This window comes from Hydrogenophaga sp. T66 (assembly GCF_057219855.1).
On the sequence record NZ_JBXVVX010000001.1, the window covers coordinates 1,134,440 to 1,152,735 of the forward strand.

An 18,296-nucleotide genomic window follows, 5' to 3' on the forward strand; every position below is an offset into this window, starting at 1 on the left:
GGTCAGCGTAGCGCGCGGGGCGGCGCGTGGGTTGACGTGGGTCAAGGGCGCGACGGATGGTGCGTCGTAAGCTGCGCGGCATGACAGCGTCACCCTGGGTCAGCGACCACCGCGGCCCGCTCACCGTCACCGATGATTTCGCCGTGCTCGACGACCCGGTGGAGCAGGGCGCGTTCACGCGCGCGGCCGAAGGGGTGGGCGAGGGCGCGCTCAACGAATCGACGCTGGTGGTGCAGGGCATGTATTGCGCTGCCTGCGCCGACGCGGTGGAGGGCGCCTTGCTCGGGCGAGAGGGCGTGGCGGGCGCGCGGGTCCACGCCGCCACGCGCCGGCTGGTGCTGCGCTGGGACCCGGCGCGCACCACGCTGTCGGCGCTGGCGCGGTCGGTGGGTGACACCGGCTACCGGCTCCTGCCGCTGCAGCAGGCCCTGGGCATCGACGAGGGCCTGCGCCAGACGAGGCAGGCGCTGTGGCGCCTGTTCGTGGCGGGGCTGTGCATGATGCAGGTGATGATGTACGCGTGGCCAGCCTACGTCACGGAACCGGGGGACATCCCGGCGGACATCGAGCAGCTGCTGCGTTGGGCCAGCTGGATTCTGAGCGTGCCGGTGCTGGTGTTTGCCTGCGGCCCGTTCTTTCGCAACGCCTGGGCCGATGTGCGCCGGCGTCGCGTCGGCATGGACACGCCGGTCACCCTGGGGATCCTGATCACGTTCATCGCCAGCACCGGCGCCACCTTCGATCCCACCGGCCCCTGGGGCCACGAGGTGTGGTTCGACTCGCTCACCATGTTCGTGTTCTTCCTGCTCGGCGGGCGTTACCTGGAGGCGCGCGCGCGCGAACGCAGCGCCGGCGCACTCGACCAGTTGATGAACCGCCTGCCGCCGGCCTGCGCGCGCGAGCGGGCCGATGGCTCGGTGGAAACCGTGGCGGCCCGCCGCCTGACCGAGGGTGATGTGGTGCGCGTGCCGGCCGGCGACGCCTTTCCCGCCGATGGCACCTTGCTGGATGGCGTGGCCACCGTGGACGAAGCGCTGCTCACCGGGGAGTCGCACCCGCGCACCCGGCGCACGGGCGAGTCGCTGGTGGCGGGCAGCATCAACCTGGGCGGGCTGGTGCGGCTGCGTGTGTCGCGCGTGGGCGAGCAGACGCGGTTCGCGCAGATCGTGCGCCTGATGGAGCGCGCCGCCACCGACCAGCCGCGGCTGGCGCAGCTGGCCGACCGCATCGCCGGGCCGTTCCTCATCGCGGTGGTGATCGCGGCCGCGATCGCGGCGGTGTGGTGGTGGCCCATCGACCATTCGCGCTCGCTCGCGGTGGCGGTGGCGGTGTTGATCGTCACGTGTCCGTGCGCGCTCTCGCTGGCCACGCCTGCGGCCATGCTGAGCGCGGCCGGGGCGATGGCGCGTCGCGGTGTTCTGGTGCGCCGCCTGCAGGCGTTCGAGGCCTTGAGCGGCGTGGACACCGTCGTCTTTGACAAGACCGGCACGCTCACCGAAGACCGCCTCGATGTGGACCGGGTGCTCACCCGGCCGGGCGTCTCGCGCGAGCAGGCGCTGGCCTGGGCCGCTGCGCTGGCCCAGGGTTCGCTGCACCCGGTGTCGCGCGCGATCGTGGCCGCCGCCGGCGCAGACACGGTCCTGCCCGGCTGGGCGTCGGCGGGCGAGGTGGCTGGCCAGGGTGTGGCCGCCACCGATGACCGCGGTGTGCCATGGCGCCTCGGATCGGCGGCCTTTGCCCAGATCGACCCCGCGACGGCCGATGCCTTGCCGGCCGACGCGCCGCGCGTGTTTCTCAGCGACGGGACCGGCTGGGTCGCGTCGTTTGGCCTGGTCGAGACCTTGCGCGAAGACGCGCGGGACGCGATGCAGGCGCTGCACGCCGCAGGGCTGCACACGATGCTGCTCACGGGCGACCGCCCGGCCGCGGCCGCGCGCGTGGCGAGCCGCCTGGGCATCGCGCGGGTGCAGGCCGAGGCGACACCCGAAGACAAGCTGCGCGTCATCGCACAGCTGCAGGCCAGTGGCCACCGCGTCGCGATGGTGGGCGATGGCCTGAACGACGGACCCGTGCTGGCGCGCGCCGACACCGCGTTCGCCATCGGCCGCGCAGCGCCGCTCACGCAGGCGCGCGCCGACTGGGTGGTGCAGAGCGGAGCGCTGATGGAGGTCGTGCAGACGTGGCGCCTGTCGCGCCAGACCTTGCGCGTGGTGCGTCAGAACCTGATCTGGGCTGCGGTGTACAACGCCGTGGGTGTGCCGCTGGCGATCGCGGGCTACATGCCGCCGTGGCTCGCCGGTCTCGGCATGGCCGCCAGCTCCCTGCTGGTCGTGGGCAACGCCATGCGCTTGTCGCAGCCCCTGTCCCCCGATGAGGCGAACGCCGCCGCGCCATCGCCACGCCCTGCGGCGCAGACCTGACCGCCGATCGCCCGTTTGTCATGGACATCCTCTACTTGCTCATCCCCTTGTCGGTGGTCATCGTCTTCGTGATCCTCGGCGTGTTCTGGTGGGCACTGCAGACCGGGCAGCTCGACAACATCGAGCGTGAGGGCCATCGCATCCTCGGCGACGAGTGATCGGTCGCACCATCCTGCAGGACGCTTGACCTGCATCAACCCCGCCGGCTCCTCGCCTGCGCACACTCGGCGCAGTGACATTGAAGAGGAGTAGCACATGTCCGTGAGCAACCCGGCCGCTGATTCGGCGGTCTACAACGACAGGGTGGTCAGGCAGTTCGCCCTGATGACGGTGGTGTGGGGGGTGGTGGGAATGCTGGTCGGCGTGATCATCGCCGCGCAGCTCACTTGGCCTGCACTGAACCTGGGTATCGAGTGGCTGACCTATGGCCGCTTGCGCCCGCTGCACACCAACGCGGTGATCTTCGCGTTTGGCGGTTGCGGTCTGTTCGCCGCGAGTTACTACGTCGTGCAGCGCACCTGCCAGACGCGCCTGTTTGGCGGTCCGCTCGCCGCGTTCACCTTCTGGGGCTGGCAGATCGTCATCGTGCTGGCGGCGATCACGCTGCCGCTGGGCATCACCTCCGGCAAGGAATACGCCGAGCTGGAGTGGCCGATCGACATCCTGATCACGCTGGTGTGGGTTGCCTACGCCATCGTGTTCTTCGGGACCGTCGGCCAGCGCAAGGTGCGCCACATCTACGTGGCCAACTGGTTCTTCGGCGCCTTCATCCTGGCCGTCGCGGTGCTGCACCTCGTCAACAGCGCGGCCCTGCCGGTGGACCTGTTCAAGAGCTACTCGGCCTACGCGGGCGTGCAGGACGCCATGGTGCAGTGGTGGTACGGCCACAACGCGGTGGGCTTCTTCCTCACCGCCGGCTTCCTGGGGATGATGTATTACTTCATCCCCAAGCAGGCCGAGCGCCCGGTGTACAGCTATCGCCTGTCCATCGTGCACTTCTGGGCGCTGATCTTCACCTACATGTGGGCTGGTCCGCACCACCTGCACTACACCGCGCTGCCGGACTGGACCCAGTCGGTCGGCATGGTGTTCTCGCTGATCCTGCTGGCCCCCAGCTGGGGCGGCATGATCAACGGCATCATGACCCTCTCGGGCGCGTGGCACAAACTGCGCGATGACCCGATCCTGCGCTTCCTGATCGTGTCCCTGTCGTTCTACGGCATGAGCACCTTCGAGGGCCCGATGATGTCGATCAAGACCGTCAACGCCCTGAGCCACTACACCGACTGGACGGTCGGCCACGTGCACAGCGGCGCCCTCGGCTGGGTGGGGCTGGTGACCATGGGCACCATGTACTACCTGATCCCGCGCCTGTATGGCCAGAAGAAGATGTATTCGGTGCCCGCCATCGAACTGCACTTCTGGATCGCCACCATCGGCATCGTGCTCTACATCGCCGCGATGTGGATCGCTGGCGTGATGCAGGGCCTGATGTGGCGCTCGGTCAACCCCGACGGCAGCCTGACCTACACCTTCGTGGAGTCGGTCAAGGCCACGTTCCCCTTCTACGTGATCCGCCTGGCCGGAGGCCTGCTGTACCTCGGTGGCATGGTCGTGATGCTGTGGAACGTGATCATGACCGCCCGCGCCGGCCGCGCCGAGACGGTGCGCATCCCCGCCGTGAACCCCGCCCACGCTTGAGGTGAACCCCATGGCCAACGCTGAAAAATCCACCGGTTTCACCCACGAGCGGATCGAGACCAACAACTTCCTGATGATCGTGCTCATCGTGCTGGTGATCGCGGTCGGCGGCCTCGTCGAGATCGTGCCGCTGTTCTTCCAGAAGTCGACCACGCAGCCGGTTGAAGGGCTCAAGCCCTACACCGCGCTGCAACTCGCGGGGCGCGACGTGTACGTCCGCGAGGGTTGCTACAACTGCCACTCGCAGATGATCCGGCCCTTCCAGGCCGAGACGCTGCGCTACGGCCACTATTCGGTGGCGGGCGAGTTCGTGTACGACCGCCCGTTCCAGTGGGGCAGCAAACGGACTGGTCCGGACCTGGCCCGCGTGGGCGGCCGTTACAGCGACGAGTGGCACCGCGCCCACCTGATCAACCCGCGCGACCTGGTGCCCGAGTCCAACATGCCGGCCTACCCCTGGCTGGAGAAGCGCACCGTGGCGGCCGATGGCCTGCCCAAGCGGATGCAGGTGCTGCGCACGCTGGGCGCGCCCTACAGCGACGATGAGATCAAGCAGTCGGTCGCCGACGTCAAGGGCAAGACCGAGATGGACGCCCTGATCGCCTACCTGCAGGTGCTCGGCACCGCCATCAAGTAAGGAGCGCGCCATGGACATCAACGACCTGCGCAGCATCGTGACCGTCGTGAGCCTGCTCACCTTCCTGGGCATCTGCGCCTGGGCCTGGTCGCGCCGCAACAGCGCGCGCTTCGACGAGGCCGCGCAACTGCCGTTCCGCGACGAATGAAACCGATCCGATCGAGAGCCCCATCATGAGCGACTTCACCAGCGACTTCTGGCACCTCTACGTGGCCGGGCTGACCCTGGTCAGCATCCTGGCCTGCGCTGTCCTGCTGTGGGTCAGCGGCACGACCAAGGTCAAGGCCCACCACGATAACACCACCGGCCATGTGTGGGACGGTGACCTGCAGGAACTCAACAACCCGCTGCCCAAGTGGTGGGTCTGGCTGTTCATCATCACCGTCGTGTTTTCGCTGGTCTACGGCCTGCTGTACCCGATGTTTGGCCGTTACGCCGGCGCCCTCGGCTGGTCCTCCCAGGGCCAGCACACCGCGGAGGTCAAGAAGCTGCAGGACAGCATTGCCCCGCTGTACGCCCGTTTCAACGGCATGGCCGCCCCGCAGCTGGCCGGCGACGCCCAGGCCATGGCCATCGGCGAGCGGCTGTTCATGAACAACTGCGCGCAATGCCACGGCTCCGACGCCCGCGGCGCCAAAGGTTTTCCCAACCTGACCGACGCCGATTGGCTGTATGGCGGTGAGCCCGACATCATCAAGGCCAGCATCACCCAGGGCCGCAACGGCGTCATGCCACCGATGGCCGCTGCCGTGGGCTCGGCCGAGGACGTCCGCAACGTGGCGCACTACGTGCTCAGTCTCTCGGGCAGCCCGCACGACCGGGTGCGTGCCTCGCAAGGCAAAGCCAAGTTCGGTGTCTGCGCCGCCTGCCACGGCCAGGACGGCAAGGGCAACACCGCCATGGGCGCCCCGAACCTGACCGACAACACCTGGTTGCACGGCTGGGGCGAGGAAGCCATCGTGCGCGCCGTCGCGCAGGGCATCAACAACAACATGCCGGGCCAGTCGGTCAAGCTCAACGCCGACCAGATCCACGTGCTCAGCGCGTATGTCTGGGGCCTGTCGAACAAGCCCGCGCTGACCGCTGCGCCGCAGTGACGGGTGGCCGACGAACCGCTCCACGATCCATGGCCGAACCGCGCTCCGTCATTCCCATCGTTCCCGCCCCCGCGACCCCAACCCCGGCCGCGGCGGGCGATGACGAGGTGATGATCTCCCTCTACGCCGCGCGCCAGAAGATTCACCCGCGGTCGGTCTCGGGCCTGTTGTCGCGGTGGCGCTGGGCGCTGGTGTGGGTCACGCAGATCGTGTTCTATGGCTTGCCCTGGCTGGTGTGGAACCAGCGGCAGGCGGTTTTGTTCGACCTGGAAGCGCGGCGCTTCTTCCTGTTCGACTTCGTGCTGTACCCGCAGGACTTCATCTACCTCACCGGCCTGCTGGTGATCTCGGCCCTGTCGCTGTTCCTCTTCACCGCCGTGGCCGGACGCCTGTGGTGCGGCTACGCCTGCCCACAGACCGTGTACACGGAAATCTTCCTGTGGATTGAGAAACAGGTGGAAGGCGATCGCTCGGCCCGGTTGCGGCTGGATGCCGCGCCGTGGGGCCTGGCCAAGCTCGGCAAGCGGGCCAGCAAGCACGGCCTGTGGGCGGCGGTCGGACTGTGGACGGGATTCACCTTCGTGGGCTACTTCACACCGATCCGCGAACTCGCGGGTCTGGTGGCCAGCGTCTCGCTCGGTCCGTGGCAGACCTTCTGGATCCTGTTCTACGGATTTGCCACCTACGGCAATGCCGGCTTCCTGCGCGAGCAGGTGTGCAAATACATGTGTCCCTACGCCCGCTTTCAAAGCGCGATGTTCGACAAGGACACGATGATCGTGACCTACGACGCCGCGCGTGGCGAGCCGCGGGGCGCCCGCAGCAAGAGGGCCGATCCGGCGGCGCTGGGTCTTGGCAGTTGCGTGGACTGCACCCTGTGCGTGCAGGTTTGCCCCACCGGCATCGACATCCGCAACGGGCTGCAGTACGAATGCATCGGCTGCGGCGCCTGCATCGACGTCTGCAACGAAGTCATGGACAAGGTTGGCTACCCGCGCGGTCTGGTGCGCTACGCCACGCAGAACGGTGTGGCCCAGGGCTGGACCCGATCGCAGATGCTGCGCCGGGCGCTGCGCCCGCGGGTGCTGGTGTATGGCGGCATCCTGCTGGCCATCACCGTGGCGGTGTTCGCCAGCCTGTGGCTGCGCACGCCGCTGAAGGTGGACGTCATCCGCGACCGCGGCGCCCTGGCGCGCGAGGTCGGGGCCGGGCGCATTGAAAACGTCTACCGGCTGCAGATCATGAACGCGACCGAACAGACGCAGCGCCTGCGGGTGAGCGTCGAGGGTCTGCCGGGGATCGCCATCGATCCGGCCACGCCGGTCGAGGTGTTGCCCACCGAGTTGCGCTCAACCGCCGTGCGCGTGCAGATCCCGCCCGGTGTGGCCGCCACTGGCTCGCACCCCATCTCGTTTGACATCCGCGCCGATGGCGACGAACGCCTGAGCGTGCGCGAAGCCTCGACTTTCATCGTGCCGCGTTGAGCGGCTTTCAGGAGCCATCCATGAGCAACACCAACGCCCTGACCCCCGCCATCGCCCCAGCCGAACCCTGGTGGCGCGTGAAAGCGATGTGGCTGGTGGTCGGGGGGCCGGCCGCCGTGGTGGTGGCCTGCATCGCCACCGGCGTGATCGCGGTGAAGCACGCCGATCCGGTGTTGGACAAGGCGGCTTACTCGGCGGAGCTGGAGGCTGCACGCCGCCTGCCGCCCGGCGAGCGCGAGGCGGCCCTGCTGCGCCTGCAGCCGGCCCACCAGGCGCGCAACCACGCAGCGTCGCCCGTGGTGCCGGCGGAGCGGTGAGGTGAATGCCCGGCTGTGGATGGGCATTGGCTGGCCGGCCTTTCTGGTGGCGGGCCTGCTGGAGATGGTGGTGTTCGCCCTCGTCGATCCCGGCGAGCTGCACTGGGGCGGTGAGCCGCTTCCGTTGTCGGCGCAGGCGGTTTACACCCTGGCCTTCTTCGTCTTCTGGGGCTTGTGTCTGGTGGCCTGTGGCCTGACGGCGCTGCTGATGAACACGCCCGCGCCGGACGAACCCCTCACGCGCAGGTCTGCGGATTGACGATGCGCTTGAGCGCTTCGGTGTCCTTGATGTGCACGTAGCGCTGCTTGACTTCGATGATCCCGTCCTCGACAAACTTCGAGAACGTGCGGCTCACGGTTTCGAGCTTCATGCCCAGGTAGCTGCCGATTTCCTCGCGCGTCATGCGCAGGTTGAACTCGGACTGCGAAAAGCCGCGCGCGTGCAGGCGCTGCACGAGATTGAGCAGGAACGCGGCCAGCCGCTCTTCGGCACGCATGCTGCCCAACAGCAGCATCACGCTGTGGTCGCGCACGATTTCCCGGCTCATGATCTTGTGGACGTGGTGCTGCAGCGTGGTGAACTCGCGCGAGAGTTGCTCCACCTGATCGAAGGGCATCACGCAGACCTCGGCGTCCTCCAGCGCAATCGCGTCGCAGGAGTGGCGGTCGTGGACGATGCCGTCCAGGCCAATGATTTCGCCCGTCATCTGAAAGCCGGTGACCTGGTCGCGGCCGTCCGGCGTGGTGATGGTCGTCTTGAAGAACCCCGAACGCACGGCATACAGCGAGGTGAACGGGTCGCCCGCGTTGAACAGCGATGAACCGCGCTTGACGCGCTTGCGCGTGGAGACCACGCGGTCGAGCTTGGTCATTTCATCGGGGTTGAGCCCCATGGGCAGGCACAGCTCGCGCAGGTTGCAACTCGAGCAGGCGACTTTGATGGCGTGGGCGTCCATGGTCGGCAGACAGATGTTCCACCCCCGAGGATACCCCCACCGGTGGGGGCGGCGTCAAATGCCCATGACTTGATCCGCGTCAAGGGAGCGCGTCAGTGGCTGCGTCACAGTGGCAGCCACACCGGAGAAAGCCTTGAGCCACGCCATTCCCGACGACCTGCTGCAGCGTTTTGATGTCCCCGGACCGCGCTACACGTCCTACCCCACCGCCGACCGTTTTGTCGAAGCCTTTGGCGAGCGCGATTACGTGCAGGCGCTGGAGCAGCGCCGCGCGGGTTCGATGTCGCTGCCGCTGTCGATCTACGTGCACATCCCCTTCTGCGAGTCGGTGTGTTACTACTGCGCGTGCAACAAGGTGATCACCAAGCACCATGAGCGCGCCGCGGAGTACCTGCGCTACCTGTCGCGCGAGGTCGAGCTGCAGGTGCAGCACCTCGGCGCGGGTCAGTCGGTCTCTCAGTTGCACCTGGGCGGCGGTACGCCCACCTTCCTCAGCGACGGCGAGCTCGAAGACCTGATGCACATGCTCAAGCGGCACTTTGCGTTCGTGCCGGGCGGCGAGTACTCGGTCGAGGTCGACCCGCGCACGGTCACGACCGAGCGCCTGCAGGCGCTGCATCGGCTGGGCTTCAACCGCCTGAGCTTCGGCGTGCAGGACTTCGATCCGGCGGTGCAAAAGGCGGTCCACCGCATTCAGCCGCCCGAGCAGGTGTTTGCCCTGGTGCAGGACGCCCGCCACATCGGCTTCGAATCGGTCAACGTCGATCTCATCTACGGCCTGCCGCTGCAGACGCCCGAGAGCTTCGCCCGCACGCTGGAGCAGATCAACCGCTTGCGGCCCGACCGGGTGGCCCTGTACGCCTACGCCCACCTGCCGTCGCGCTTCAAGCCCCAGCGGCGCATCGTCGCCGCCGAGTTGCCCAGCCCGGGCGACAAGCTCGCCATGCTCAGCCAGTCACTCGACGCGCTGGGCGATGCGGGTTATGTCTACGTGGGCATGGACCATTTCGCCCTGCCCACCGACGCGCTGGCCGTGGCCAAACGCCAGGGCCGGCTGCACCGCAACTTCCAGGGCTACAGCACCCAGCCCGATTGCGATCTCATCGCGCTCGGCGTGTCGGCGATCGGGCGCATCGGGGCCACCTACAGCCAGAACGCGAAGTCGCTCGACGACTACCGCGATCTGCTCGACCAGGGTCGCCTGCCGATCGTGCGCGGTCTCGCGCTCACGCGCGACGATCTGTTGCGCCGCTCCGTGATCATGTCGCTGATGTGCCAGGGCGAGTTGCTGTTCGAGTCGATCGAGCTGGGTCACTTGATCGATTGCAAGTCTTACTTCGCGCGGGAGCTGGAGCAGCTGCGCGAACTGGAGCAGGCCGGTCTGGTCAAGCTCAGCGACCACGGCGTGCAGGTCACGCCGCGCGGCTGGTACCTCGTGCGGGCGATCGCCATGGTGTTCGACCGCCACCTGCAGGTGGACCAGGACCGGGCGCGCTTCTCCCGCATCATCTGACCGCCCGCGCCCGCGACACCATGCAGACCTCGCTCGCTCTCACCGCCTTGTTCATGGGTGTGGTCGGCGGTCCGCACTGCGTGGCCATGTGCGGCGCGGCGTGCGCGGGGATTGCGAAGGCCGGTGCGCCGCGCACCACCCGCGCGCTGCTGGCGTTCCAGGCCAGCCGGCTGGGGGGCTATGCCGCGCTGGGTGGCGTGGCGGCGGGTTCGGTGGAAGCCTTGGCATGGCTTGGGGCGCAGACCGCGGTGCTGCGTCCGGTGTGGACGATGTTCCACGTGGCGGCGCTCCTGCTCGGGGCGGTGTTGCTGTGGCAGGCGCGGCAACCGGCGTGGATCGATGGCCTGGGGCAGGGCGTCTGGCGCCGGGCGCGGCCGGTGATGGCGGCGCTGGGGCCGCGCGCGCCTTTCGTGCTGGGAGCGGGCTGGGCGCTCATGCCCTGTGGCTTGTTGTATTCCGCGCTGCTGGTGGCGTCGCTCACGGGCAGTGCCCTGGATGGCGCTGCGGTGATGGCCCTGTTTTCGCTGGGCACTTCGGTGACCCTCACGGTCGGGCCCTGGCTGATGCTCCGTGTGCGCGGTGGCCGGTCAGGCGCCTGGGGCATCCGGCTGGCCGGCGCGGCCTTGCTGTTGACGTCCGGCTGGGCCTTGTGGATGGGGATGACGCAGCCGACCGGTCTGTGGTGCGCCTGAGCGGGTGGCGGCGTCGGATCAAGGCGCGCTGCGGCGCTCCGGCAGCGTCGCCAGCACCAGACCGAGCAGGGCGATGCCGAAGGCCAGTGCCTGCAGCGCTGTCAGGCTCTCGCCCATGAACATCACGCCGATCAGCGCCGCGCTGATGGGCAACATCACGGTGAACACGCCGGCTTGCGACGCCGGGACGCCCTTCAGGCCGGTCATCCACAGCCAGACCGTCCACACGCTGGCTGCCAGCCCGTAAAACACCAGCAGCCCCCAGATCGGCGCGCTCACCACCGCGAAGTCGAAACTCAGCGCCGCCCAGAGCCCAAAAGGCGTGACCAGCGCCAGACCCACGAGGTTGATCAGGGCCGAGATGCGTTTGGGGCCCAGGCCGTCGGTCAGCCGCTTGCCGATCACCACGTAGCTGGCCTCGCACACCACCGCCGCAAACACCAGCAGGTTGCCCAGCCACGCGCGGTCGCCCACCGGCGCGCCGCCGTCTCCCTTTTGCAGTGAAAACAGACCGATACCCACCGCCGCGCACGCGATGCCTGCGGCGCTGCGCGCGCCGATGCGCTCGCGCAGGAACACCCAGCTCAGCACCGCCACCACCGCCGGGATGGATGACATGACCACGCCAGCAGCCACCGCCGTGGTCATGCTCACGCCAAAGAGCATGCAGATCGAGAACAGGAAGTTGCCGAGAAACGATTCCAGGAAGAGCAGGCCGCGCGTGCGCGCCGACAGCGGTGGTTCGCCCGGCGGCTTTTTCAGCCAGGTCGCCATCGCCACCGCGCCAATCCCAAAGCGCAGCCACGCCAGGAGAAACACCGGAAACACCGCCACCAGCGGTTTGGACAGGGCGACGTAGCTGCCGACGAGCGCCATGCTCAGGGCCAGGCAGGCGCAGGCCGTCCAGGGATTCAAGGCGCTGGGGGTGGATGTCACGGTGATTCGGCGGGCGGGTCGGGATCCTGTTGAGTGTGCCTCAGCGTGGTTCGGGGATTTTTACAGCGTGCAATATGAATTCCGCATAGCGAAAGGTGCTGCTGTTGCGCTGCAAAAAATTTTCTCAATCCAAGAAAAATAATTTTGTATCGCGGAAAGTGATCTGGAGAACATTGAATTTAAACAAGAAAATTTTGTCTCTTATATAAGACATAAGAGCTTCCCATGGTCTTCTATAAGACCTACATTTGTCCTCACGGCGGCACGCAGTCGCGGCGCCGCCCCCGTTTGATGAACCACCGCCAAGGAGCCCTTCCATGCCGCAATCCCTGAACCAACAGCTCAGCCGAGCCCAACAGATCGAAGCCCTCGAAAAAGACTGGGCCACCAACCCCCGCTGGAAGGGCATCAAGCGCGGCTACAGCGCCGCTGATGTGGTGCGCCTGCGCGGCAGCCAGCCGATCGAGCACACCCTGGCCACCCGCGGTGCCGAGAAGCTGTGGGAAAAGGTCAACGGCGGCGCCAAGAAGGGCTACGTCAACGCCTTCGGCGCCATCACCGCCGGCCAGGCCATGCAGCAGGCCAAAGCCGGTCTGGAGGCCGTGTACCTGTCCGGCTGGCAGGTCGCCGCCGATGGCAACACCTCTGAGACCATGTACCCCGACCAGTCGCTGTACGCGTACGACTCGGTGCCGACCATGGTCCGCCGCATCAACAACACCTTCAAGCGCGCCGACGAGATCCAGTGGTCGCGTGGCATCGAGCCGGGCTCTGCCGAGTTCATCGACTATTTCCTGCCGATCGTGGCCGACGCCGAAGCCGGTTTCGGTGGCGTGCTCAACGCATTCGAGCTGATGAAGAACATGATCGCGGCGGGTGCCGCCGGCGTGCACTTCGAAGACCAGCTGGCCGCGGTGAAGAAGTGCGGCCACATGGGTGGCAAGGTGCTCGTGCCGACGCAGGAAGCCATCGAGAAGCTGATCGCCGCGCGTTTCGCCGCCGACACCATGGGCGTGTCCACCCTGATCCTGGCCCGCACCGACGCGGAAGCCGCCAACCTGATCACCAGCGACCACGACGCCAACGACAAGCCCTTCCTCACCGGTGAGCGCACCCAGGAAGGCTTCTACCGCGTCAAGAACGGTCTGGAGCAGGCCATCAGCCGTGGTGTGGCCTACGCCCCCTACGCCGACCTGGTGTGGTGCGAGACCGGCACGCCCGACCTGGGCTTCGCCCGCGAGTTTGCGCAGGCCGTGCACGCCGCCTGCCCGGGCAAGCTGCTCTCCTACAACTGCTCGCCGTCGTTCAACTGGAAAAAGAACCTCGACGACAAGACCATCGCCGCCTTCCAGGACGAGCTGTCCGCGCTGGGCTACAAGTACCAGTTCATCACCCTGGCTGGTATCCACATCAACTGGTTCCAGACCTTCCAGTTTGCCCACGCCTACGCCCGTGGCGAAGGCATGAAGCACTACACCGAAATGGTGCAGGAACCCGAGTTCAAGGCGCGCGAGAAGGGCTACACCTTCGTGTCGCACCAGCAGGAAGTGGGCGCCGGCTACTTCGACGACGTGACCACCGTCATCCAGGGCGGCTCCTCCAGCGTGAAGGCGCTGACCGGCTCGACCGAAGAAGAGCAGTTCCACTGATGCCAGCGCCGCTCTCGGGCGGCGTTTGCGGCACCGCAGCCCGGGCGAGCCCCGGGCTTTTTTTATGGGAAAATCGCGGCAGTTTTATCAGCAAGAGCAAGAAAGGCGCGCCGGTTATGACACCGCGAACTCAGGCAACACCGCTCCTGGCCCCTTGAGGCCTGCAGCCCGCGCCTGCGTCCCCGTCTTTCCAGCACCTTTCTCCAGCGCGGCCCCGGCCGCGCTTTTTGTTTCTCCAGCCTCACCCGACCATGCCCCAGATCACGCTTCCCGATGGTTCGCAACGCCAGTTTCCCGGTCCGGTCACGGTGGCCGAGGTGGCCGCTTCGATAGGCGCCGGCCTGGCCAAGGCCGCGCTCGGCGGGAAGGTGGACGGCAAGCTGGTCGACACCAGTTTCTCGATCGAGCGGGACGCTGCCCTGTCCATCGTGACGGCGAAAGACGCCGACGGTCTGGAGATGATTCGCCACTCGACCGCCCACCTGCTGGCCTATGCGGTCAAGGAGTTGTACCCGGACGCCCAGGTGACCATCGGCCCGGTCATCGAGCATGGCTTCTACTACGACTTCTCCTACAAGCGGCCCTTCACGCCGGACGACCTCGCCGCGATCGAAAAGCGCATGACCGAGCTGGCCGCGAAAGACGAGAAGGTCGAGCGCCGGGTGCTGCCGCGCGACGAGGCAGTGGCGCATTTCAAGGCCATGGGCGAGCACTACAAGGCCGAGATCATCGCCAGCATCCCCGCGAATGAAGACGTGAGTCTGTACCGCGAGGGCGGTTTTGAAGACCTGTGCCGCGGACCGCACGTCCCTTCCACCGGCAAGCTCAAGCATTTCAAACTGATGAAGGTGGCCGGTGCCTACTGGCGTGGTGACCACCGCAACGAGATGCTGCAGCGCATCTATGGCACCGCCTGGGCCACCAAGGAAGACTTGCAGCAGCATCTGACCATGCTGGAGGAAGCCGAGAAGCGCGATCACCGCCGCATCGGACGCGAGTTGGACCTCTTCCACCTCGACGAGCACTCGCCCGGCACGGTGTTCTGGCACCCCAAGGGCTGGACGCTGTGGCAGGAGGTCGAGCAGTACATGCGACGCGTGTACCGCGACAACGGTTACCTGGAAGTCAAGGGGCCGCAGATCCTCGACAAAGCGCTGTGGGAGAAGACCGGCCACTGGGACAAGTACCGGGAAAACATGTTCACCACCGAATCGGAGAAGCGCGACTACGCGCTCAAGCCGATGAACTGCCCCGGTCACATCCTGATCTACAAGCAAGGCATCAAGAGCTATCGCGATTTGCCGCTGCGTTATGGCGAGTTCGGCCAGTGCCACCGCAACGAGCCCACGGGTGGCCTCCACGGCATCATGCGGGTGCGTGGCTTCACCCAGGACGACGGCCACATCTTCTGCACCGAAGACCAGATCCAGGCGGAGGTGACCGCCTTCACCACGCTGTTGCAGAAGGTTTATCGCGATTTCGGGTTCACCGAGATCCTCTACAAGCTGTCGACCCGCCCTGAAAAGCGGATTGGCAGCGAAGAGAGCTGGGACAAAGCCGAGGCGGCGCTGGCCGAGGGCCTGAAGGCCTCCGGCTGCGACTTTGAGTACCTGCCGGGCGAGGGCGCGTTCTACGGCCCCAAGATCGAATACACGCTCAAGGACGCGTTGGGCCGCCCGTGGCAATGCGGAACGATCCAGGTCGATCCCAACCTGCCCGAGCGGCTCGATGCCGAGTTCGTCGGCGAAGACGGTGCGCGCCATCGCCCGGTCATGTTGCACCGCGCCATCGTTGGCAGCCTGGAGCGTTTCATCGGCATCCTGATCGAGCAACACGCCGGCGCGCTGCCCACCTGGCTCGCGCCGGTGCAGGTGGCGGTGCTCAACATCACCGACGCCCAGGCGGATTACTGTCGCGAAATCGCGAAAACGCTGCAGAATCAAGGGCTTAGGGTCGTGACCGACCTGCGCAACGAGAAAATCACGTATAAAATACGGGAGCACGCGTTGCAAAAGCTGCCTTTCATTGTTGTCGTGGGCGACAAGGAGAAAGAAGCTGGTGCGGTGGCTGTGCGGGCCCGGGGCAACAAAGACCTCGGGGTCATGCCGCTGCAGGCTTTCGCCGAACGCGTCGCGGCAGACATTTCTTCCAAGGTCTGATGTCCCCCGTCACCCTGCGTTGAAACGCCCGCCGGCTGCGGCGCCCATGGCGCGTGGCAGCCGCCTTTTATTGCCCACCCAAGGAACGAACCATCGCTACCAACTTTCGCGACCGCCGCCAGCGTGAAGAGCGTGCACACCGCCTGAACCGGGAGATCATGGCCCCCGAGGTCCGCCTGAACGGACCGAACAACGAGCCGCTGGGCATCGTGAGCCTGCAAGAGGCGCTGCGCATGGCGGGCGAACTGGATGTGGATCTGGTCGAGATCGCGGCCACGGCAAGCCCGCCGGTGTGCCGGTTGATGGATTACGGCAAGTTCAAGTACCAGGAGCAGAAGAAGGCCGCCGAGGCGAAAGCCAAGCAGACCGTCATCGAGATCAAGGAGGTGAAATTCCGCCCGGGTACCGATGACGGTGACTACAACATCAAGATGCGCAACATCCGTCGTTTTCTCGATGACGGAGACAAGTGCAAGATCACGCTGCGCTTCCGCGGCCGCGAGATCACGCACCAGGAGCTGGGCTTGGCCCTGCTCAACCGCATCCGCGATGAACTGGGTGACGCGATCGTGGTCGAGCAGTTTCCCAAGCTCGAGGGTCGCCAGATGATCATGATGATCGCGCCAGGTCGCAAAAAGAGCGGCGCGTCATCGGGCAAACCGGCCGAGGCGGCAACGCCGGCGGCCAGCCAGACGGCCGCCTGAGCGGGCGTCGGCGAGCGGTTGGCGTGGTTGGGGTTGGTCCCCCGGCCGCCCAGTCCGGGCCGCGGCGCAAGTCGCGCGACCCGCAGGCACCTTTCGGGGGCCTGAACAAAAGTGGCTCGGGGCCAACAAGTCCGGGGAAGGTTTCCGCGGCGCCTCACGAGCACAACGAAGAAGGAGCATGAAGATGCCCAAAATGAAGACCAAGAGCAGCGCGAAAAAGCGTTTTCGCGTCCGTCCCGGTGGCACCGTCAAGCGCGGTCAAGCCTTCAAGCGTCACATCCTGACCAAGAAGACCACCAAGAACAAGCGGCACCTGCGTGGCGCGGTGAATGTGCATGAGACCAACATGGGTCACATGGCACAGATGCTGCCGTTCGCCGGCCTGTAATTTCTGACGGACAAGGAGAACACACATGCCTCGCGTCAAACGTGGTGTCACGGCTCGCGCCCGACACAAGAAAGTCCTGGCTCTGGCCAAAGGTTTCCGCGGCCGCCGCGGCAACGTCTTCCGTATCGCCAAACAGGCGGTGATGAAGGCCGGTCAGTACGCATACCGTGACCGCCGCACCAAGAAGCGCGTGTTCCGCCAGCTGTGGATCGCGCGTATCAACGCCGGTGCCCGCGCCTGCGGCCTGACGTACAGCCAGTTTGCCAACGGTCTGAAGAAGGCCCAGATCGAGATCGACCGCAAGGTCCTCGCCGACCTGGCCGTCAACGATCCCGCGGCCTTCGGCAGCATCGTGGAGCAGGTCAAGGCCAAGCTGGCCGCTTGATCCACGGACCGGCGGCTTGTCCGCCGGCCGCTCAAAGGGATTGGGGCGGCGGGCTTCCCGCGCGGCTTCAATCCCTTTTTTATTGGCATTCGCACGAGCACACCCATGAACGAGTTGGACGCCCTGGTTGACAGCGCCCGCGCCGCCTTCGCGCAGGCCCCGACCCCGGCCGACCTGGAAAACGCCAAAGCCCAGTTTCTGGGCAAGGCGGGCCGCATCACCGAGTTGATGAAGGGCATGGCCACCCTGTCGGTGGACGAGAAAAAAACCCAGGGTGCGGCCATCAACCGGGCCAAACAGGCGATTGAGACGCTGCTGACCGAGCGTCGGCAGGCGCTGGCCGACGCTGAACTTCAGGCGCAGCTGCGCGCCGAGGCCCTGGACGTGACCCTGCCGGGCCGAAGCGCCGGGCAGGGCGGGCTTCACCCGGTGAGCCTCACGCTCGAGCGGATTGAGGCCATCTTCGGCTCCATGGGCTTCGAAGTGGCCGATGGCCCGGAGATCGAGTCCGACTGGTTCAACTTCACCGCGCTGAACACGCCGGAGGACCATCCGGCGCGCTCGATGCACGACACCTTCTACGTCGAAGGCGGCAGCGAACGCGCGCCGAACCTGCTGCGCACGCACACCAGCCCGATGCAGATCCGCCACGCGGTGCAGCATGTCAAGCGCTACAAGGCTTTGTGGGAGGCCGGGCAGGATTCGCCGCCGGGCCGCCCCCAGGCGAATCAGCCCCCAGGGGGGGCAGCGACCCGCGAAGCGGCAGAGCGTGGGGGCGGGTTTTCGATGCCCGAGATCCGCGTCATCGCCCCCGGCCGCACCTACCGCGTCGACAGCGACGCCACCCACTCGCCGATGTTTCACCAGTGCGAAGGCCTGTGGATCGGCGAGAACGTGAGCTTCAAGGACCTGAAATTCGTCTTCACGGATTTCTGCCGCACCTTCTTCGAGAGCGATGACCTGGTGCTGCGTTTCCGGCCCAGCTTCTTTCCGTTCACCGAGCCCAGCGCGGAGATCGACATCCAGTTCCAGAGCGGGCCGCTGGCCGGCCGCTGGCTGGAGGTGGCCGGGTCCGGGCAGGTGCATCCCAACGTGGTGCGCAACATGGGGCTCGACCCCGAGCGCTATATCGGCTTTGCCTTCGGCATGGGCCCCGATCGTCTGACCATGCTGCGCTACGGTGTGAATGACCTGCGCCTGTTCTTCGACGGTGACATCCGTTTCCTCGCCCAGTTCCGCTGACCCGCGCACCGACACA

At 66.5% G+C, this 18,296-nt stretch carries 19 protein-coding genes; 17 read left to right on the top strand and 2 right to left on the bottom strand.

Annotation, left to right across the window (positions count from 1 at the left end; all coding sequences use genetic code 11):
* Nucleotides 1-80: 80 nt before the first annotated feature.
* From AC2D80_RS05320 to AC2D80_RS05360, 9 genes are all read left to right on the top strand, one after another.
* Nucleotides 81-2,420 carry a heavy metal translocating P-type ATPase gene (locus AC2D80_RS05320; RefSeq protein ID WP_484631933.1) on the top strand — a complete coding sequence of 780 codons (2,340 nt, stop codon included), beginning with the start codon at nucleotides 81-83 and terminating at the stop codon, nucleotides 2,418-2,420.
* A gap of 20 nt (nucleotides 2,421-2,440) precedes the next feature.
* Nucleotides 2,441-2,578 carry a cbb3-type cytochrome oxidase assembly protein CcoS gene (ccoS, locus tag AC2D80_RS05325; protein WP_484631934.1) on the top strand — a complete coding sequence of 46 codons (138 nt, stop codon included), beginning with the start codon at nucleotides 2,441-2,443 and terminating at the stop codon, nucleotides 2,576-2,578.
* A gap of 97 nt (nucleotides 2,579-2,675) precedes the next feature.
* Entirely contained in the window at nucleotides 2,676-4,121 is a 1,446-nt protein-coding gene (gene ccoN / locus AC2D80_RS05330) for a cytochrome-c oxidase, cbb3-type subunit I (protein WP_484631935.1), read from the top strand.
* A 10-nt stretch (nucleotides 4,122-4,131) separates the two neighbouring features.
* On the top strand, nucleotides 4,132-4,758 hold the full coding sequence (gene ccoO / locus AC2D80_RS05335; RefSeq protein WP_484631936.1) for a cytochrome-c oxidase, cbb3-type subunit II: 627 nt from the start codon (nucleotides 4,132-4,134) through the stop codon (nucleotides 4,756-4,758).
* 10 nt (nucleotides 4,759-4,768) lie between these two features.
* On the top strand, nucleotides 4,769-4,906 hold the full coding sequence (locus tag AC2D80_RS05340; protein WP_484631937.1) for a cbb3-type cytochrome oxidase subunit 3: 138 nt from the start codon (nucleotides 4,769-4,771) through the stop codon (nucleotides 4,904-4,906).
* A gap of 25 nt (nucleotides 4,907-4,931) precedes the next feature.
* On the top strand, nucleotides 4,932-5,855 hold the full coding sequence (ccoP, locus tag AC2D80_RS05345) for a cytochrome-c oxidase, cbb3-type subunit III (RefSeq protein WP_484631938.1): 924 nt from the start codon (nucleotides 4,932-4,934) through the stop codon (nucleotides 5,853-5,855).
* A 29-nt stretch (nucleotides 5,856-5,884) separates the two neighbouring features.
* The gene (gene ccoG / locus AC2D80_RS05350) at nucleotides 5,885-7,339 is read left to right on the top strand and encodes a cytochrome c oxidase accessory protein CcoG (protein WP_484631939.1); all 1,455 of its coding nucleotides are present in this window, start codon (nucleotides 5,885-5,887) and stop codon (nucleotides 7,337-7,339) included.
* A gap of 20 nt (nucleotides 7,340-7,359) precedes the next feature.
* The gene (locus tag AC2D80_RS05355) at nucleotides 7,360-7,656 is read left to right on the top strand and encodes a nitrogen fixation protein FixH (protein ID WP_484631940.1); all 297 of its coding nucleotides are present in this window, start codon (nucleotides 7,360-7,362) and stop codon (nucleotides 7,654-7,656) included.
* Between the two features lies 1 nt (nucleotide 7,657).
* The gene (locus AC2D80_RS05360) at nucleotides 7,658-7,915 is read left to right on the top strand and encodes a hypothetical protein (RefSeq protein ID WP_484631941.1); all 258 of its coding nucleotides are present in this window, start codon (nucleotides 7,658-7,660) and stop codon (nucleotides 7,913-7,915) included.
* Here AC2D80_RS05360 and fnr read toward each other — a convergent pair.
* Entirely contained in the window at nucleotides 7,893-8,612 is a 720-nt protein-coding gene (gene fnr / locus AC2D80_RS05365; protein WP_484631942.1) for a fumarate/nitrate reduction transcriptional regulator Fnr, read from the bottom strand. The two genes, AC2D80_RS05360 and fnr, sit on opposite strands and share 23 nt — an antisense overlap.
* A 133-nt stretch (nucleotides 8,613-8,745) precedes the next feature.
* On the opposite strand from fnr, the gene hemN reads away from it, so the two are divergent.
* Complete coding sequence (hemN, locus tag AC2D80_RS05370; protein WP_484631943.1) at nucleotides 8,746-10,125, top strand: oxygen-independent coproporphyrinogen III oxidase; 1,380 nt, start codon at nucleotides 8,746-8,748, stop codon at nucleotides 10,123-10,125.
* Nucleotides 10,126-10,145: 20 nt separating this feature from the next.
* On the top strand, nucleotides 10,146-10,817 hold the full coding sequence (locus AC2D80_RS05375; protein ID WP_484631944.1) for a sulfite exporter TauE/SafE family protein: 672 nt from the start codon (nucleotides 10,146-10,148) through the stop codon (nucleotides 10,815-10,817).
* Between the two features lie 18 nt (nucleotides 10,818-10,835).
* Here the strand turns inward: AC2D80_RS05375 and AC2D80_RS05380 are convergent, their stop codons facing one another.
* A complete protein-coding gene (locus AC2D80_RS05380; RefSeq protein ID WP_484631945.1) occupies nucleotides 10,836-11,753 on the bottom strand; it encodes a DMT family transporter in 918 nt (305 codons plus the stop codon).
* Between the two features lie 317 nt (nucleotides 11,754-12,070).
* Here AC2D80_RS05380 and aceA point away from each other — a divergent pair, with 317 nt between their 5' ends.
* From aceA to AC2D80_RS05410, 6 genes are all read left to right on the top strand, one after another.
* Nucleotides 12,071-13,402, top strand: coding sequence for an isocitrate lyase (aceA, locus tag AC2D80_RS05385; RefSeq protein ID WP_484631946.1), 1,332 nt, complete (start codon nucleotides 12,071-12,073; stop codon nucleotides 13,400-13,402).
* A 251-nt stretch (nucleotides 13,403-13,653) separates the two neighbouring features.
* A complete protein-coding gene (gene thrS / locus AC2D80_RS05390; RefSeq protein ID WP_484631947.1) occupies nucleotides 13,654-15,561 on the top strand; it encodes a threonine--tRNA ligase in 1,908 nt (635 codons plus the stop codon).
* Nucleotides 15,562-15,653: 92 nt separating this feature from the next.
* Nucleotides 15,654-16,265, top strand: a complete 612-nt coding sequence (gene infC, locus AC2D80_RS05395) for a translation initiation factor IF-3 (RefSeq protein WP_484632647.1) — start codon at nucleotides 15,654-15,656, stop codon at nucleotides 16,263-16,265.
* A gap of 184 nt (nucleotides 16,266-16,449) precedes the next feature.
* Nucleotides 16,450-16,653, top strand: coding sequence for a 50S ribosomal protein L35 (gene rpmI / locus AC2D80_RS05400; RefSeq protein ID WP_009517525.1), 204 nt, complete (start codon nucleotides 16,450-16,452; stop codon nucleotides 16,651-16,653).
* A gap of 25 nt (nucleotides 16,654-16,678) precedes the next feature.
* Nucleotides 16,679-17,038 carry a 50S ribosomal protein L20 gene (rplT, locus tag AC2D80_RS05405; protein WP_086120609.1) on the top strand — a complete coding sequence of 120 codons (360 nt, stop codon included), beginning with the start codon at nucleotides 16,679-16,681 and terminating at the stop codon, nucleotides 17,036-17,038.
* Between the two features lie 105 nt (nucleotides 17,039-17,143).
* Nucleotides 17,144-18,280, top strand: a complete 1,137-nt coding sequence (locus tag AC2D80_RS05410; RefSeq protein WP_484631948.1) for a phenylalanine--tRNA ligase subunit alpha — start codon at nucleotides 17,144-17,146, stop codon at nucleotides 18,278-18,280.
* Nucleotides 18,281-18,296: the final 16 nt, after the last annotated feature.

Excerpts from the sequence above, each read along its gene's own strand:
- AC2D80_RS05355 (WP_484631940.1), top strand. The coding sequence starts at position 7,360 with ATGAGCAACACCAACGCCCTGACCCCCGCCATCGCCCCAGCCGAACCC.
- AC2D80_RS05320 (WP_484631933.1), top strand. The coding sequence starts at position 81 with ATGACAGCGTCACCCTGGGTCAGCGACCACCGCGGCCCGCTCACCGTC.
- ccoP (WP_484631938.1), top strand. The coding sequence starts at position 4,932 with ATGAGCGACTTCACCAGCGACTTCTGGCACCTCTACGTGGCCGGGCTG.
- aceA (WP_484631946.1), top strand. The coding sequence starts at position 12,071 with ATGCCGCAATCCCTGAACCAACAGCTCAGCCGAGCCCAACAGATCGAA.
- AC2D80_RS05375 (WP_484631944.1), top strand. The coding sequence starts at position 10,146 with ATGCAGACCTCGCTCGCTCTCACCGCCTTGTTCATGGGTGTGGTCGGC.
- ccoO (WP_484631936.1), top strand. The coding sequence starts at position 4,132 with ATGGCCAACGCTGAAAAATCCACCGGTTTCACCCACGAGCGGATCGAG.
- AC2D80_RS05410 (WP_484631948.1), top strand. The coding sequence starts at position 17,144 with ATGAACGAGTTGGACGCCCTGGTTGACAGCGCCCGCGCCGCCTTCGCG.
- ccoG (WP_484631939.1), top strand. The coding sequence starts at position 5,885 with ATGGCCGAACCGCGCTCCGTCATTCCCATCGTTCCCGCCCCCGCGACC.
- thrS (WP_484631947.1), top strand. The coding sequence starts at position 13,654 with ATGCCCCAGATCACGCTTCCCGATGGTTCGCAACGCCAGTTTCCCGGT.
- AC2D80_RS05340 (WP_484631937.1), top strand. The coding sequence starts at position 4,769 with ATGGACATCAACGACCTGCGCAGCATCGTGACCGTCGTGAGCCTGCTC.
- ccoS (WP_484631934.1), top strand. The coding sequence starts at position 2,441 with ATGGACATCCTCTACTTGCTCATCCCCTTGTCGGTGGTCATCGTCTTC.
- ccoN (WP_484631935.1), top strand. The coding sequence starts at position 2,676 with ATGTCCGTGAGCAACCCGGCCGCTGATTCGGCGGTCTACAACGACAGG.
- rpmI (WP_009517525.1), top strand. The coding sequence starts at position 16,450 with ATGCCCAAAATGAAGACCAAGAGCAGCGCGAAAAAGCGTTTTCGCGTC.
- rplT (WP_086120609.1), top strand. The coding sequence starts at position 16,679 with ATGCCTCGCGTCAAACGTGGTGTCACGGCTCGCGCCCGACACAAGAAA.
- fnr (WP_484631942.1), bottom strand. The coding sequence starts at position 8,612 with ATGGACGCCCACGCCATCAAAGTCGCCTGCTCGAGTTGCAACCTGCGC.